Raw genomic sequence first — 13,622 nt, forward strand, 5'->3', positions numbered from 1 at the left:
CGCGGGGGCCGGTGCCACCAACCCCGCCGGCGGAGCCGGTGGCATCCGCGTGGGCGGCGCCGAAGGCGCCGGACGAATACGACGAGCCGGACCCCTACACGCGACTCTCGGAGCGCAAGCGCCCCGCCGTCCCGACCGCGCGCATCCACGCCAGCACGGGCGAGTCCGGGGCCTTCACGACCACGGCGCTCATCGGCCGGCGGCCTGCCCCTCAGCACGGCGAGGCCGTCGAGCTCCTACTCACCACCGACGACGGCACCCGCCAGGTCTCCCGCACTCATCTGCGCCTCGAATGGGATGAGGGCGCACTCTGGGCGACCGACCAGGCAGCTGCGAACGGCACGCTCATCGAACGCACCGGAGCCGTGACCGTGGAGCTCACACCGTGGAAGCCGTACCGGCTGCAGAGCGGCGACGTCGCCGTTCTCGGTGACGTCCGGCTGACGATCACGCTCTCGTCCGCGAGCACATAGGGAATCGCGTGAGAGCTCTCGCTTGGATACTGTTCCCTGAACGGCACCACCTTCCGAACCCGATCGGAACAACTATGAGGACCACTCCCCGTTGAGCGAAGAGGATTACTGGGCGCAGTTCCCCGACACCCTCACCACTGCGGACGTCGCCAAGATCATCCGCACTGGCGCTCCTGCCGTGCGCTCGCGATTGCGCGACGGCATCATCCCCGGTCACCGCATCGCGGACTCGTGGATCATGTTCAAAGCAGAGATTCGTGCTTGGCTAGCCTCCACCAGCAACAGACCCAACCGGCCAACGGAACCTGTCGACGTCCTCACCGACTACCCCGACGAACTCAGCTACCGCGACCTTATGCGGCTGTTCCGAGTCAAGTACAAGGGCACCATCTACATCTGGCTTGAGCAGGGACACATCCCGGGCTCGCTCGTAGGCAACCGCTGGGTCGTGCACAAATGGCAGCTGCGCGATCTCCTCGAAGAGACAAGCAACCAACGGCTCACGCCTCCTCCATTCACCCCAGCCGACCGACCTACGGCCTAGTTCGGTGCCTGCAGCGCGGCAAGGAAATTCGCGAATGCTTCCTGCACCTCACGTGCGTCCGCGAGCTCACCTAACGGGATGCGTTGCAGAGGCATCCCGTCTACCTTTACCTCCGCGGCCAGCACGATCCCTGTCTGCCCACGGTGCGTGATCGGCTGCACGCTCACGAGATGATCTGCGTTAATCCAGATCATCGGGTTCCCGTTGACGTCAGGGATAGGCAGCAGGCGCATGCTCGCCACCATACTGGTGAGGCAAATCCGCACCGCGGACCCCGAAATTGGATTCCGGATTCGTCGACACGCCGATTCGTTTCGTAAACGAAAACGCAGTTTCCCGGATGCTTGGACCCATGGGACGACCAAGCAAGGGTGAGCGGGTAGCGGTAAACGCGAAGCCGGACACTGTCCTGGCCGGGATCATCAAACGTAATGCGGTGATGCTCGACATGAGCGCCGGCGACTACATGGTGGCGCTGGCCGCCTACGCTCTCGGCTTGCCGGACCACGCGCCTCAGCCGGGTCGGTCTACAGAAGCCCTTGAGGCTCTCGAACTGATCGGCGAACGGCCGATGCTCCCTTCCGTCGTCGGGCCGTTGTCTGCGGCACCGCGCATCATGACGAACTCAGAGGAGCTCACTGATCAGCTAGCGAGTTAACCCAGAAGGGCCCCGTCTGAAGACGGGGCCCCCACCAGGATTCAAGTCGGACCTCAGTCGGCAAACTCTCGGTCCGATCCACCACCCATACATCAGTTAGGGAGGTGTCTTCATAGTATCCGAAGACACGCGCAGGGAGACCGTTTTTCCGCGTATCGCGACCGTGTCGCCATCTCGTCGAGAGATGTCGATGGCACAAGAGACCCTCAGCACCCGGCGCGCGTGGCTCAGCCCCACCGGGTGGTCGAGAACATCCCGACGTCCGCCCACAGGACGGGCGACCTCGGTGCACGCTCCCGAACGCTCATCCCGTACCAGCCCCGTGCTCCAGACGCAGTCGAACGGAGGCGGCATGGTGCCGTAAACGAGAGCGGGCCCCTGCACTTTGGCGAGTGCGGGGCCCGACGAGCTCAACGCTCGAGCTGACCGAAGAGTTTGGCGACACGAGGTCAGGTCGAGAGGTACTTCCACCGAAGTCCGGTTGGCGCCGGAACTTCGTCATCACCTCGGGAAGGAGGTAGCTGAGTCATGTCTACACGCGCAGATGCGAACCAGCAGGGATTGCTCGCGGACGGAACCTTCGGCGTGTCGCCCTACACACGCGAGGAAGCGTGGGCAATTGCCAGCCGCCTCTCCCCCAGAGACACAATCCGTGTTGCCGCTCGAGACTCATCCGGGGAAATCCTCAACCAGTACGACCGCCTTTGGGACCTGGACGGCCCGGCGCCCACAACGACATGGGCGATGCTGCTGGCGGACGACGACCTGCGCTTCCGCTACCTCTGCTTCGACTTCGACAACTCGAACGGGCCGGCTGCGCGCGACGCCGACCGGCTGTCGTACTGGCTGGACGAGCTCAACGTCCCCCACCTCGTCTGCATCTCGGGGCCTTCCGGTGGACGACACCTCTGGGTGCGCCTGGAAGCACCCGCGGACGCTGCGGCTGTCAAGGAACTGGCCCACTACGCCCGCAGCATCCTCACCTCCCTCGATGTGCAACCACTGACCAATCCCGCATCAGGATGCGTTCGTCCCCCCTACGCACCTCACCGCGCGGGCGGATACTCCAATCCCCTCGGCAACATCGGACTCCTCATCGACCGCGAAGCTGGCGAACACACCATCGAACAGCTCACCGCCCTGCTCGTCGACCTCGGCGCTGAACTGCCCCCCACCGAAACCACGCTCCCCCACGGAGCCATCCTCGACGGTGCAGGGAACCCCCGCATCCGCGGACCGAAACGCCCACTCAGCGCCGCCATGGACGCAGCGCTTCACGGTCCGGCCGGTGCCGACGCGTCCCACACCCTCGCACGCATCCTCATCGCCGCCGCCAACTCCCGATGGTCATACGACGACATCGTTGGCGCAGCCGCCAGCGCGACAGGCCTCGAACACGCCCGCACCCGTCGCGTAGGCAACGACAGGGTCCGCCGCTCGCCGGCAAGCACCGAAAAAGTCCTGCGTTCGGCATGGCACTACGCCGTCCGATTCGTCGCTTCACACCCCCTTAACGCCACCGGTGATGACCCCGACTACCGCACACGAGTGACGAGCGTCACGACGACCGTGCAACGAGCACTCGAGCGCGCAGACTCCTTGCCCGGGCTCTGGGCCACCCGCAACGGCCGCGTCGAAGGAACCCACAGCCAACGCGCCGTCCTGGACGCCCTCTGCCTCTACATGCTCCAAAGCGGCCGGCCGGTCGTCGAAGCCGACGTCAGGCGCCTCTCCGCCGACACCGGCTACGGACGCACGACAGTCAGCGTCGCACTCACTGCCCTCGCACGCGACTGGATCGAGAAGGTTGCTGAAGCCGAAGGCGTCCATGCCAACAAATACCGACTCCACAGTCGGTTCTCCACAGAGATATCGGACCCAAACCGGACACAAGCGCGTATGCGCGCCGAACACGCAGCCAGCCTCCCGCTGCAACAGACCCTCGTCCAAGCAATCGGGATCCGGCTGAGACTCCTCAACCACGATGTCTTCACCGCACCCCGCAGCTTGGGTCGCGCGCGCGGCCTGCTCTACATGCACATTCGGGAGTCCGGGTCCGTGGGTGTCTCTGAACTGAGCATGCAGCTCGGAGTGAGTACGTCAAGCGTTAGGCGTCGGCTTGCGCGGCTTGTGAGCAGCGGGCTCATTGAGCGCGCCGGGGGCGGCTGGCGGCGAATCGCGCTGAGTGCGCGAGACTTCGTCGCCCGTAGCCTGAATGTTGATGGGCATCTCGCGAGGCGAGCCCGACTTTACGAGCTTGAACGGGCCCGGTGGGCATGGTGGCAAGCGGAAGTCACGTGGATGGAACGTAAATCCAAGCGTCGCCGCGGCCGGCGACCGAGCCATTTCACGGAATCAGATCGACCCGGATATGTTGCCTATCCGCGCGGACCATCGCGCCGGTGCGACCACAGGGCTGCCATGGAGCTCGTGCGAGCTGGAATCCTTGACGGCGGTTTCGCACAGGTCGCCTGAGCTCAACGACGCGCGTGCGTCCACTTTCCGGAGGTATGAGGGATTAGGTCACTACGCAGTCTGGCGAGCGAGCTGGCTCAGTGTTCACGGATGTGAGCGGAGAGCGTGTCTGAGTGAGTCTGTAAGTCTGGTACTTACAGACCCATGGATTTGCGGAGCTCCGCTTCGGTGGAACCCTGCAGCTCGGGCATGCGAGCAATGAGCATGTCGAGGGCAACACGGATCAGTGTGTTCTCGGTAATTCGTACACCCCCGGTCCCCTTGATCTTGTTCAGCCGGCGTGCGTTGATCGTCAAGGTCTCGTACTGATCTGGACGAAGACGTGCTTCTTTCCGCTCGAAGTCCTCATAGGTGCGGGGCGCCGGCGGCTCAGTGGACTTCGACGCGGAGGCTGATTCGACGCGGGTAGGGGGCCTGGTTTTCGAAGCAGTCAGGGCAGTACTGTCCTGAGCGCTGGAGGACGGTTGTTCTACGGAGGTCGGATGCGTCACAGTTGCGATCGCTGCGACCTCGCTTGAGTTAGGGGCGGTGTCTTCCCGATCTATCGCTCCGAGCAGGTTGCTGAGATCTGCGCGAGCCATCAGGTACTCTCCTTCGTCGAACCCACCGTGATGCGCCTTGACTTGAACCCGGCATTTGGCGCTTGATCGCCGTTCAGAATGGATCGCAGCTCGTTCGCGACCATCATGTAGTCGAAGATTGCGTTAGCGTTGGCGCGGGTATCGGCGTATTGAGTGACCACGCGGCCGTCCAATGGCGCATCACTGTGCGCCGCGTAAAGGCGGATGCTGTCCTGGAATCGGGGAAGCTTCAGCCCTTGGTCGACGACGACTTGCCAATCCTCGAGCTGTCCCGAGCGGCGTCGATCGATCTTGCTCAGTAGAACGCGATGCGCGATCCCGCGGGGCTCGATATAGCGCTCGTACGTTCGCTTCAACGCGGGCGTGTTCAAGGGCTCCGGGTTCAGGGGCAGGACCGCGAAGTCGGTTACATCAAGCACCGCATTCAAGATCGAGTCCGTCTCCAGATTGCCCGGTGTGTCCACGAAGATGAAGTCGTAAGGCAGCTCACGAAGGCGACGCAGGTTCGACGGGTTGATGTCCGGGGCAAAGTCGAACGGCAACCGGTCCCCCGCGTTCTCAGCCCACCAGGTTGTCGACCGTTGCGGGTCGACATCAACCACAAGGACCCTTGAATGCTTCGCGGTCACCGCGGCGAGGTTCATGGTGGTCGTGGTTTTCCCGACCCCACCTTTCTGGTTCACGATGGCGACGATGTGCATACTGCCATCCAACTGAAGGACAGCTTGTTCTGGTGGCTGCCGTCGCGGCGTGTCTGTAACTTACGAACTAACGAAGTGCGCGAGTTACAGAGGAACAGAGTAACAACGTCTGTAACTGACGTTATCTGTAAGACGCGAACAACCGAACTCTGTAAGTAGGTAAAGATCGAGGCTGTGTCGTACGAACTCACAGACTTCCGGAGTTACGTACTCACGGACCTACAGACTTACAGGCCTTCAGGAGCCCTGATGAAGCAGGTACACCGGTATGCCGGCCATTGTCGGGCGAACTCACGAGAAAGCGTTGAGACCGCTGGTAGGTGAGCTCTTAAAGCACCAGCAGTGGCGGCGCGAGCGCCGGACGGCTCGCGGCGATCGCGCCGCAGCTGACGGATCGGATGACACCCTGTAAGTTGCGGACACACAGAGTCTGTAACTCTGTCTATTTGTACACTGTCTCGCTACCGCGGGGGTGATAAGCCGTGGGGACCGCCCGAAGAGTCTGTAAGTTGGTAACTTACAGACTCAGCCGGTCTACGAGGCGGCAGTCTCCCTGCCCAGCGCAGGGGAGCGGCCGGAAGATGCGTCCAAATACCTTCGGCCCCGAAGTGTAAGACTTCGAGGGTCGCGCTTGCTCGCAGAGATCGCAGAGCTCGAGGACCGCATCCAGCAGAAGACCGCGCTCCGCGCGCTGCAGCGCGGCCTCGAGGTCATACGGGCAGAGCACAAAGGCCGACGCTCGCCGTGGCTCGCTTTCAGAGTGATATCACCGTGAAAGCACGCCGCCCTACGGGCTGTTCCCGCCGGCACGGAGACCGGCGCTCAAGAGGCGCCGCTACGCGGCCCGCACCATTTCCCGCAGTCTTTGACCTGTCCGGCTGTCGAGGATACGTCGGCTCCGCGTCGAGCCAACGGCTTTCGCGGCATCTCCTCCCTCGCTGCGCTCACTCCGGTATTCCACGTCCGTTGCTCCCTCCCGCTCCGCTCGCCGTGAATCCCTCGATTGCCGGCAGGCAAAGAAGATCGGTTGGTTGAGGGATGGGCAGAGCAATGGCTGAGCGGATCACGGTCTACACCACAGGCCCCAGCTGCGCACGCTGCACGCTGACCAAGAACGTGCTCAACAGCAAGGGAATCGAGTACGACGAGGTGAACATCCGAGACAACGAGGATGCCCGCGCCTACGTCGTCGATGACCTCGGCTACACCGAAGCACCCGTGGTCGTCGTCACCGACGAGGATCGCTGGTCCGGGTTCCGTCCCGACCACATCGACCGCATCGCAACCCGCTGAGAAGGAGAACGACCATGTCCATCCGCACCATCACCGGAAACCTGGCAGCCGATCCCGAAGTTGTGCAGGCGGGAACCATCCAGATCACCAAGCTCCGCGTCATCGAGAACACGGGGGAGTACCGGCAGGGCAAGTACCAGCCCCACGGCACCCCCACCACCCACTTCGTCGAAGCGCGGTTCGAGCTCGGCCAGAACGCCGCCGCCTCACTCCACCGAGGGGATGCCGTCATCGTCATCGGACGCGAGCACACCACCAGCTGGGGCGACGAGGGCAACAAGCAGTACGGCCGCGTCATCGACGCTGACAGCATCGGCGCCGACCTCACCCGCGCCACCGCCGCGATCACCCGCAACGCGCGCAACGACCAGCAGCCCTAACCCGCTGCGCAGCACGCCCCGGCCGACCTCTCTCCCCGGCCGGGGGCATCGCTGTGCCGGGAGAATGGACACATGCTCTGGAAACTCGCACACCGCCCCCGCGACGTCGACGAGGCCGCGCGCGTGGAGCTCGAGGCGCCGTCCTCCGGCGTCGCGATCGAGCAGCTGCGGTCGAGGATCCCAGCGGAAGAAGTCATCCTCTTTGTGCGTCAGATCGGCTAGAACACGCGCACCAAGCCGCAATCCGGGCAACGCCACGCCGGAGGAGTCGGCGGGTTCCACGACGGCTGCAGCTGCACCAGGCAGCGCTCACAAGTAGGGGAGAAGCCCGGCCACTCGTCGTCATCCACGACGCCAGGAAACCAGGATGCCGGCGGCGCCGCAGAAACGATCCACAGGGACGCTCAACGCCCGCCAAGGGACGCCGGCGTGACCGCCGAAGCCCACACCCACGCCTTCATCTCCGTCTCGCCCACGCGGAACCTGATCGCGCAGGCGTCCGCTGTCCAGCGGCAGACCTCCGCGTCGACGAGCGCCGGCGTCGCGCCGAAGCGCACCCACGCCTTCGCCGGCTTCGGCCGCGGGTCGATCGTCACCGATTCCGCGTCTAACCGCAGCTCAGCGCTCGAGAGCGACTGCAGGGGGCCGGCCTCCGCAGCGATCCGCTCGAGGATGCGCGTATCCATCCGGTGATCGACCGCCGCGGCGTACCGCTTGTTCGTCCCCACGGCGACCTCCTCCCGAAGGAGACAGGCTACCCAATATCGAAGATATGTTCTATTCTCGGATGCCATGACCCACACCGCCACCGCCACGGAAGTCACGCTCTGGCTCGTCGACGAGACGCCTGCGCGCATGTTCTACGCGGGGCAGCGGTGGACGGTCACGGACACTCCAACGCGGCTCCGCGGCTCAGTGTGGTCCATCGACCCCGACGACGTCGGCGGTCGCCGCGGGCTGTTCGGCTGGCGGTTCCAAGCCACGAACGAGACGCGCGAGTCGATCGTGTTCGACGTCTACGGCGGTCCGGGGGAGTGGCACGTCCACCGAAGCTGGAGCTGACTGAATCCCCGGCCGGACAGTGACCGTCAACGCGAGGAAGCACGCGAATTCAGAAGCAGATCCGAGCTAGGCGGGGAGATCGAGCGCCGGATCGATCGCGTCTGCACGGCGAACTTGGCATCGATCGAGTTGGCGAGCTAGGAAGCTATACGCCGCTAACCGCTCCATGCCTTCCTGCTCGGTGAGGCCGTCTCGACTGTGGGTGGTCACGTTTCGAACTGTGAGGTTCAGGCCGGTTGCCAGGTGATTGAGACCGGCTTTCATACTCCGCACCGTCTTATCGCTTGGATCTCCTGGCCACACCAGCTTCGGCGCACCCGGCGTGGGGTCACCCGGGGAGAGAGTTTGTTGCCAGAACACCGTGTCGTCCACGTCGTTTCTTCCGAATCGGGTCTTCCAGTGCACGGTGAGTGCCTCGGCTGCCTCACGTACCGCCACCCGATACTCATGCGTCGTCCAGTGATTGGCCGCCGCCGCCCAGATCGTCGAGTGCAGCTGCGCTGGCGCGAAGGGGGGAACCCCCGAGTCATCGTTCGCCTGCGCATCCTCGATCAGAGCCTTCAGTCGACCCCGGACTGTGGCCGCTATCGAACGGATATCTGACGGGGTGAAGAGGGCCTTGGGTGCGGACATCATCGACCAGTTCGCGATGGGATCGAGGGCGCCGACACCGGCCACGCCAATCAGCGATCCCGTCACGGCGACAGCGCGGGCTGCCGTGCCGGCGGCCTCGGCGACCGCCAGGGCGAGAGGGCGGATCTGTGCTTCGGTGACGCCCTCGCGGGGCCAGACGGTTGGGAACAGCCCGCGAGAGGACATGTGGTCGCTCTCAACTTGGGTTGCCATCCAGGCGTCGAAAGCCTTCTCAAAGTCTCCGACAGCGAGCAAGAGGCGTTCGAGGTAATCCACGCTGTAAGTCGTCACCCCGGCATCCTGGCAGCCGTTGGTACGTGGTCCTAGTCATTCGTTTCCGACGGGGAGTTGGATCGGAGGCTCTCATCCGTCACGAACGTTGATCTATTCCGTTGAGCGCCTGGGAACGATGCGGAAGGAGCTTGTTTCCTCTGTGGCTTTGGGGCGCACTGTGCCTGATATCTGTGTGACAAGGAGTTCGACGGCGCGACGTGCGATGAATTCGTGGTCCGGGTCCACTGTTGAGAGGGAGGGGTTCGTGAACTCGCTCTCTGGGACGTCGTCGAATCCGATCACTTTGATGTCTTGCGGCACTCTCAGCTCGGTGTCGTGGAGGGCATGGAGCGCTCCGATGGCGACTGTGTCGGTTACGCAGAACAGGCCGTCGAAGGGCACGTTGCGATCTCGAAGTGTTGTGACCGCCTCGGCACCGGCACGCATGTCTAGCGCTCCGGCATCTACGATCAGTTCCTCATCCACGTCGATCCCCGCAGCTCGAAGGGCTGCTCTGTACCCCGCGAAACGCTGCGAGAGCATGTCGACCTGATCACTGCGGCCTCCGATGAAACCCACCCGCCGACAACCTCGCTCAAGAAGGTGTGCGACCGCGGCTTGCGCGGCGGCGACGTTGGGCATCATCACGTGCGCGATAGGGGAGTCGAACAGGCGCTCACCCAACGCGACGATGGGGTAGTCAACGCGGAGGAGATCTGCGTCGGCGTCGCCGAGGGCCACAGTGGTCAGAATGAGGCCGTCGTACATCAGATTCTGCGACAGTGTGATCGCCGCGAGCTCCTGGTCTCGGGATGAGGCCGTTTGTTCGATAGCGACCCGGTAGCCGTGTTCGCCGGCGATCTGAATGACCCGCGCCGCGAGGTGTCCGAAGTAAGGGCGGTCAATCTCGGGGACAGCAAGTCCAATGATGCCGGTGCGGCCCTGCCGCAGTCGCCGCGCAGCAACGTTGACGCGGTAATCGAGTCTGGAGATCGCTTCGAGAACCCGGTCTCGAGTGGCCGGACGGACGTTGGGGTGACCGTTGACGACATTGGACACAGTCATCGGCGAGACGCCAGCCGCTTTGGCTACGTCATGGAGGGTCGCCGTCATCGTCCGTCTCTCTTCATTGGGATTCGGCCATCGTCTCACGGTCAGAACCATATAGAGGTGTCCTCAGGGCTCGTGACTGTACCGTTACAAATCTAGGTGGAGTGAAGCTTGACGCCAAGTGGCAGGGCTCCCTATCGTCTCAGTTGTAACCGTACAAACGGCCAGACGGCTAAGTGACGAAGGAGTCATCGAGTGAGCGACGCGCGCAATGTCATCTCTGCAACAGGGGAGACGCCGTCGCCTGTGCCGGGCTACTTCGCCGACCCGAACCTGTTCGTCCATGGCGGCGTGTACTGGCTGTACGCGACCGTCGACGGATACAGCGATTGGAGCGCGACCACGTTCCGCGCCTTCTCATCGGTCGATCTCGTGTCCTGGACGGACCACGGCGAGATCTTCGACGTGAGGAACTCCGGCTGGGCGAGCGGGCACGCCTGGGCCCCCGGCCATGCAGAGAAGAACGGTTCCCACTACCTCTACTACACGGCCGACCGCGGCTTCATCGGCGTTGCCGTCGCCGCGCACCCCGCCGGTCCCTTCATCGACCTGGGACGGCCCCTCGTGTCCGAAGGCGAGTATGACGGGGTCGCGATCGACCCGTCGGTGTTCGTAGACGACGACGGGCAGGCCTACCTCTGGTGGGGGAACGGCACGGCGCACTGCGTCCCGCTCGGTGACGACATGACCTCCTTCGATCACCGGAACGTGATCTCCACCGTCCCTGAAGAGTTCCGCGAAGCCGCCTGGGTACACCGACGAGGGGACCTCTATTACCTGTCCTGGTCCGCGGGCGACACCCGCGACGGCGAGTACCGAGTCCTCTACGCCACGGGCCACGCCCCGACCGGGCCGTGGACCTTCGGTGGCGTCGTCGTCGAGAAGCAACCGCACCGCGGCATTCTCGCCACCGGCCACCATTCCATCGCGCGGATCCCCGACGACGCAGACGCCTGGGTGATCGCGTACCACCGCTTCGCGATCAACGGCGGGGACGGGTATCACCGCGAGATCCGATTCGACCTCCTAAACCATGCCGACGGCGCGGCGATCCAACCCGTCCAGCCGTCGGCATCCCCACTGAGATTGCCGCTTCCCGCGGTGATCCAGAACTGACGAACAAGAAAGGAAAGCAACGATGCTTCGTCACCCGAACAAGGCCGGCACCCGAGCCGTCCGCGTCGCGGGAGCTGCGATCGCAGCAACCGCTCTCTTCCTGACGGGCTGCTCCAGCGCGGCCCCCGGCAACAACGAAGGCGACCCCGACGGCGCGGGCGAAGTCACCTTCTTCTCCTGGGACAACGAAGAGGTGATGCAGCCGCTGATCGACGAGTTCGAGGACCAGAACCCCGACATCACGATCAAGTTCTCCCACGCGCCGCCCGTGCAGGAGTACATCGACACCCTGCAGAAGCGCCTCATGTCCGGCAACGCCGCAGATGTCTTCATCCTCGGCAACCACACCGAGCAGGCCGGCGGCGGATTCGTGAAGGACATTTCTGACACGGCAGCCGCTGAGGCGGTCTCCGACTTCAGCCGCGAGATGCACACCTACGAAGGAAACGTCTACGGGATCTCCATCGCATCGTGGGGTGGCGGGCTCCTCGTGAACAAGGACCTCACCGCGAAGGTGGGCGTCGACACGCCCCCCAAGACGTGGGATGAGTTCCTTCAGCTCGCGCAGGACCTCAAAGACGCGGGCATTACCCCGTACCTGGAGGCTGGCGACGGCATCTCGACCGCGATCATGAGCCTCCTCGGTCAGGCCGGGGATGAGGCTGGGGTCGACTTCGAAAGCGAGATCTTCGAGGGCAAGACCACCTTCACCGACGCGTGGACCGAGCCGCTGGAGACCTGGTCCGAGCTCTACAGCAGCGGACTGGTGACGAAGGACGCCGCAGCCCTGACCGGGCAGCTCATCAACGACGAGTTCAACAACGAGCGCGTCGCGATGGTGTCCACCGGCTCGTGGCAAATCGGCGCCGCACGCGAAGCGCTCGGCGAAGACGCCAACCTCGAGTTCTGGCCCATCCCTTCCCCCGACGGTGAGGCATTCTGGGCGGGAGCCGCATCCCCGCCCTATGCGATCAACTCCAAAGCGAAGAACCCTGTCGGCGCCCAGAAGTGGGTCGACTTCCTCGCCAGCCCCGAGGGCTCGGAGATCTACCACGACACCACCGGGTCGATCACGACGACGGCCGGGTTCCAGCCGGAGCTGGACCCCGCCCTGGACCTGATGTACCAGGCGGTGCTCGACGGGAAGATCTACTGCACCTGGCAAACCTGGCCGGGCGCGAACAGTGCCCCCCTGGATGCGACGTTCCTCGCGAAGGTGCAGGAGACGATGCTCGGACAGAGTGACGCGGCGCAGATCACCGCGGCCCTGGACGAGAAGTTCGCCACCCTCGGATGACCTGAGAGGGGGCGGGCCAGGCCATCCTGCCCGCCCCCTCTTCACAAAGGAAGTGACATCGTGACCGGAACGACTCTCGTGCCCGCAGCACCCGCTCGTGCGGCGGCAGCGGCACCCATCCAGCGCAAACGAGGACGGCGCGGGCAGAACCGCCTCGGCGAGACCGTGCAGGCGTACGCCTTCTACATTCCCATCGCCGTCGTCTTCATCGTGCTATTCGCGGTCCCGTTCGGGCAGTCTGTCTACTACAGCTTCACCGACCTCGCCGGGCTGAACCCCGACGCGGACTTCGTCGGCTTCGACAACTACGCACGCGTCTTCACCGACTCCTCCCTGCTGTCGGGCCTGATCTTCACCGTCCTCTACGCCGTCGCGACGACCCTCCTCATCACCGCGGTTGCTATCCCGCTGGCGGTGATCCTCAACCAGAAGTTCTTCGGTCGCCGCCTCGTCCGCGCCCTCTACTTCTTCCCCGCCATTCCCAGCATCGCCATCCTCGGGCTCGTCTGGAACTTCATCCTCAACCCACTCGGCTCGGGAGCGTTGAACACCGTCCTCACCGGGCTGTTCCGCTCAGGCCCGGTGCCGTGGCTGTCAGACCCGGACCTCGCCCGTCTGTGCGTCATCCTCGTCGGCGTCTGGAGCAGTGCCGGCTGGCACGCGATCTTGTACCTCGCCTACTTGCAGTCGATCCCGTCGGACTACTACGAAGTTGCGCGAATCGACGGTGCCAGCACCTGGCAGCAGTTCCGATACATCACCTTCCCGCTCCTCGCCCCCGCCGTGACCATCAGCACCCTGCTGCTGATGACCAGCGGCTTGAACGTCTTCGCGCTGCCGCAAACGCTCACCGGTGGCGGGCCGGGCTACTCGACGTACACGATCACCCAAACCATCGTCACCAGCGGCATCGCACAGGGCCAGTACGGGCAGGCATCAGCGTTGGGCGTGGTCTTCATGATCGCGGTGGGCCTCGTCGTCGTCGCCCAGCTCGGGTTGACCCGCCGCCTGGGGAAAGGCTCCTGA

At 64.2% G+C, this 13,622-nt stretch carries 17 protein-coding genes; 11 read left to right on the forward strand and 6 right to left on the reverse strand.

From position 1 onward, the window contains the following. Together ACIGEP_RS16445 and ACIGEP_RS16450 are read left to right on the forward strand one after the other, a co-directional pair. A partial coding sequence (locus ACIGEP_RS16445) for an FHA domain-containing protein (protein WP_396662724.1) occupies window positions 1-473 on the forward strand: 473 nt, incomplete at its 5' end. Between the two features lie 91 nt (window positions 474-564). Then, the gene (locus ACIGEP_RS16450; RefSeq protein ID WP_396662725.1) at window positions 565-1,017 is read left to right on the forward strand and encodes a helix-turn-helix domain-containing protein; all 453 of its coding nucleotides are present in this window, start codon (window positions 565-567) and stop codon (window positions 1,015-1,017) included. Here ACIGEP_RS16450 and ACIGEP_RS16455 read toward each other — a convergent pair. Beyond that, window positions 1,014-1,250, reverse strand: a complete 237-nt coding sequence (locus ACIGEP_RS16455; RefSeq protein WP_396662726.1) for a hypothetical protein — start codon at window positions 1,248-1,250, stop codon at window positions 1,014-1,016. The two genes, ACIGEP_RS16450 and ACIGEP_RS16455, sit on opposite strands and share 4 nt — an antisense overlap. Window positions 1,251-1,297: 47 nt before the next feature. Here ACIGEP_RS16455 and ACIGEP_RS16460 point away from each other — a divergent pair, with 47 nt between their 5' ends. Both ACIGEP_RS16460 and ACIGEP_RS16465 read left to right on the forward strand, forming a co-directional pair. Beyond that, window positions 1,298-1,675 (forward strand): hypothetical protein, encoded by a 378-nt coding sequence (locus tag ACIGEP_RS16460; protein ID WP_396662727.1) that lies wholly within the window; start codon window positions 1,298-1,300, stop codon window positions 1,673-1,675. Window positions 1,676-2,203: 528 nt separating this feature from the next. Beyond that, window positions 2,204-4,150: a DeoR family transcriptional regulator gene (locus ACIGEP_RS16465; protein WP_396662728.1), complete on the forward strand. Its 1,947-nt coding sequence runs from the start codon at window positions 2,204-2,206 to the stop codon at window positions 4,148-4,150. 134 nt (window positions 4,151-4,284) lie between these two features. Here ACIGEP_RS16465 and ACIGEP_RS16470 read toward each other — a convergent pair whose 3' ends face one another. After that, on the reverse strand, window positions 4,285-4,731 hold the full coding sequence (locus ACIGEP_RS16470; RefSeq protein WP_396662729.1) for a hypothetical protein: 447 nt from the start codon (window positions 4,729-4,731) through the stop codon (window positions 4,285-4,287). Beyond that, window positions 4,731-5,432, reverse strand: a complete 702-nt coding sequence (locus ACIGEP_RS16475) for a ParA family protein (RefSeq protein ID WP_396662730.1) — start codon at window positions 5,430-5,432, stop codon at window positions 4,731-4,733. Before ACIGEP_RS16475 ends, ACIGEP_RS16470 begins: the two co-directional genes overlap by 1 nt. 1,050 nt (window positions 5,433-6,482) lie before the next feature. Here ACIGEP_RS16475 and ACIGEP_RS16480 point away from each other — a divergent pair. The 3 genes from ACIGEP_RS16480 to ACIGEP_RS16490 all read left to right on the forward strand — a co-directional run bounded on the left by ACIGEP_RS16480 (window position 6,483) and on the right by ACIGEP_RS16490 (window position 7,327). After that, the gene (locus ACIGEP_RS16480) at window positions 6,483-6,725 is read left to right on the forward strand and encodes a glutaredoxin family protein (RefSeq protein WP_396662731.1); all 243 of its coding nucleotides are present in this window, start codon (window positions 6,483-6,485) and stop codon (window positions 6,723-6,725) included. Window positions 6,726-6,739: 14 nt separating this feature from the next. Next, the gene (locus ACIGEP_RS16485; protein WP_396662732.1) at window positions 6,740-7,105 is read left to right on the forward strand and encodes a single-stranded DNA-binding protein; all 366 of its coding nucleotides are present in this window, start codon (window positions 6,740-6,742) and stop codon (window positions 7,103-7,105) included. A 72-nt stretch (window positions 7,106-7,177) separates the two neighbouring features. Next, on the forward strand, window positions 7,178-7,327 hold the full coding sequence (locus tag ACIGEP_RS16490) for a hypothetical protein (RefSeq protein WP_396662733.1): 150 nt from the start codon (window positions 7,178-7,180) through the stop codon (window positions 7,325-7,327). A 182-nt stretch (window positions 7,328-7,509) separates the two neighbouring features. On the opposite strand, the gene ACIGEP_RS16495 is transcribed toward ACIGEP_RS16490, so the two are convergent. Further along, complete coding sequence (locus ACIGEP_RS16495; protein WP_396662734.1) at window positions 7,510-7,833, reverse strand: hypothetical protein; 324 nt, start codon at window positions 7,831-7,833, stop codon at window positions 7,510-7,512. A 64-nt stretch (window positions 7,834-7,897) separates the two neighbouring features. On the opposite strand from ACIGEP_RS16495, the gene ACIGEP_RS16500 reads away from it, so the two are divergent. After that, window positions 7,898-8,167, forward strand: a complete 270-nt coding sequence (locus tag ACIGEP_RS16500) for a hypothetical protein (protein WP_396662735.1) — start codon at window positions 7,898-7,900, stop codon at window positions 8,165-8,167. Between the two features lie 66 nt (window positions 8,168-8,233). On the opposite strand, the gene ACIGEP_RS16505 is transcribed toward ACIGEP_RS16500, so the two are convergent. After that, window positions 8,234-9,091, reverse strand: coding sequence for a TIGR02391 family protein (locus ACIGEP_RS16505; RefSeq protein WP_396662736.1), 858 nt, complete (start codon window positions 9,089-9,091; stop codon window positions 8,234-8,236). A gap of 93 nt (window positions 9,092-9,184) precedes the next feature. Continuing rightward, window positions 9,185-10,186, reverse strand: a complete 1,002-nt coding sequence (locus ACIGEP_RS16510; protein WP_396662738.1) for a LacI family DNA-binding transcriptional regulator — start codon at window positions 10,184-10,186, stop codon at window positions 9,185-9,187. 192 nt (window positions 10,187-10,378) lie between these two features. Between ACIGEP_RS16510 and ACIGEP_RS16515 the strand changes: the two genes are divergently transcribed. From ACIGEP_RS16515 to ACIGEP_RS16525, 3 genes are read left to right on the forward strand one after another with little or no spacing between them, the layout of a single operon-like run. Further along, entirely contained in the window at window positions 10,379-11,299 is a 921-nt protein-coding gene (locus ACIGEP_RS16515) for a family 43 glycosylhydrolase (protein ID WP_396662739.1), read from the forward strand. Between the two features lie 22 nt (window positions 11,300-11,321). Beyond that, window positions 11,322-12,596 carry an ABC transporter substrate-binding protein gene (locus tag ACIGEP_RS16520; protein ID WP_396662740.1) on the forward strand — a complete coding sequence of 425 codons (1,275 nt, stop codon included), beginning with the start codon at window positions 11,322-11,324 and terminating at the stop codon, window positions 12,594-12,596. 60 nt (window positions 12,597-12,656) lie between these two features. After that, a complete protein-coding gene (locus ACIGEP_RS16525; RefSeq protein ID WP_396662741.1) occupies window positions 12,657-13,622 on the forward strand; it encodes a carbohydrate ABC transporter permease in 966 nt (321 codons plus the stop codon).

The organism is Microbacterium sp. NPDC077663, from assembly GCF_044542795.1.
In the GTDB taxonomy this organism is placed as follows: domain Bacteria; phylum Actinomycetota; class Actinomycetes; order Actinomycetales; family Microbacteriaceae; genus Microbacterium.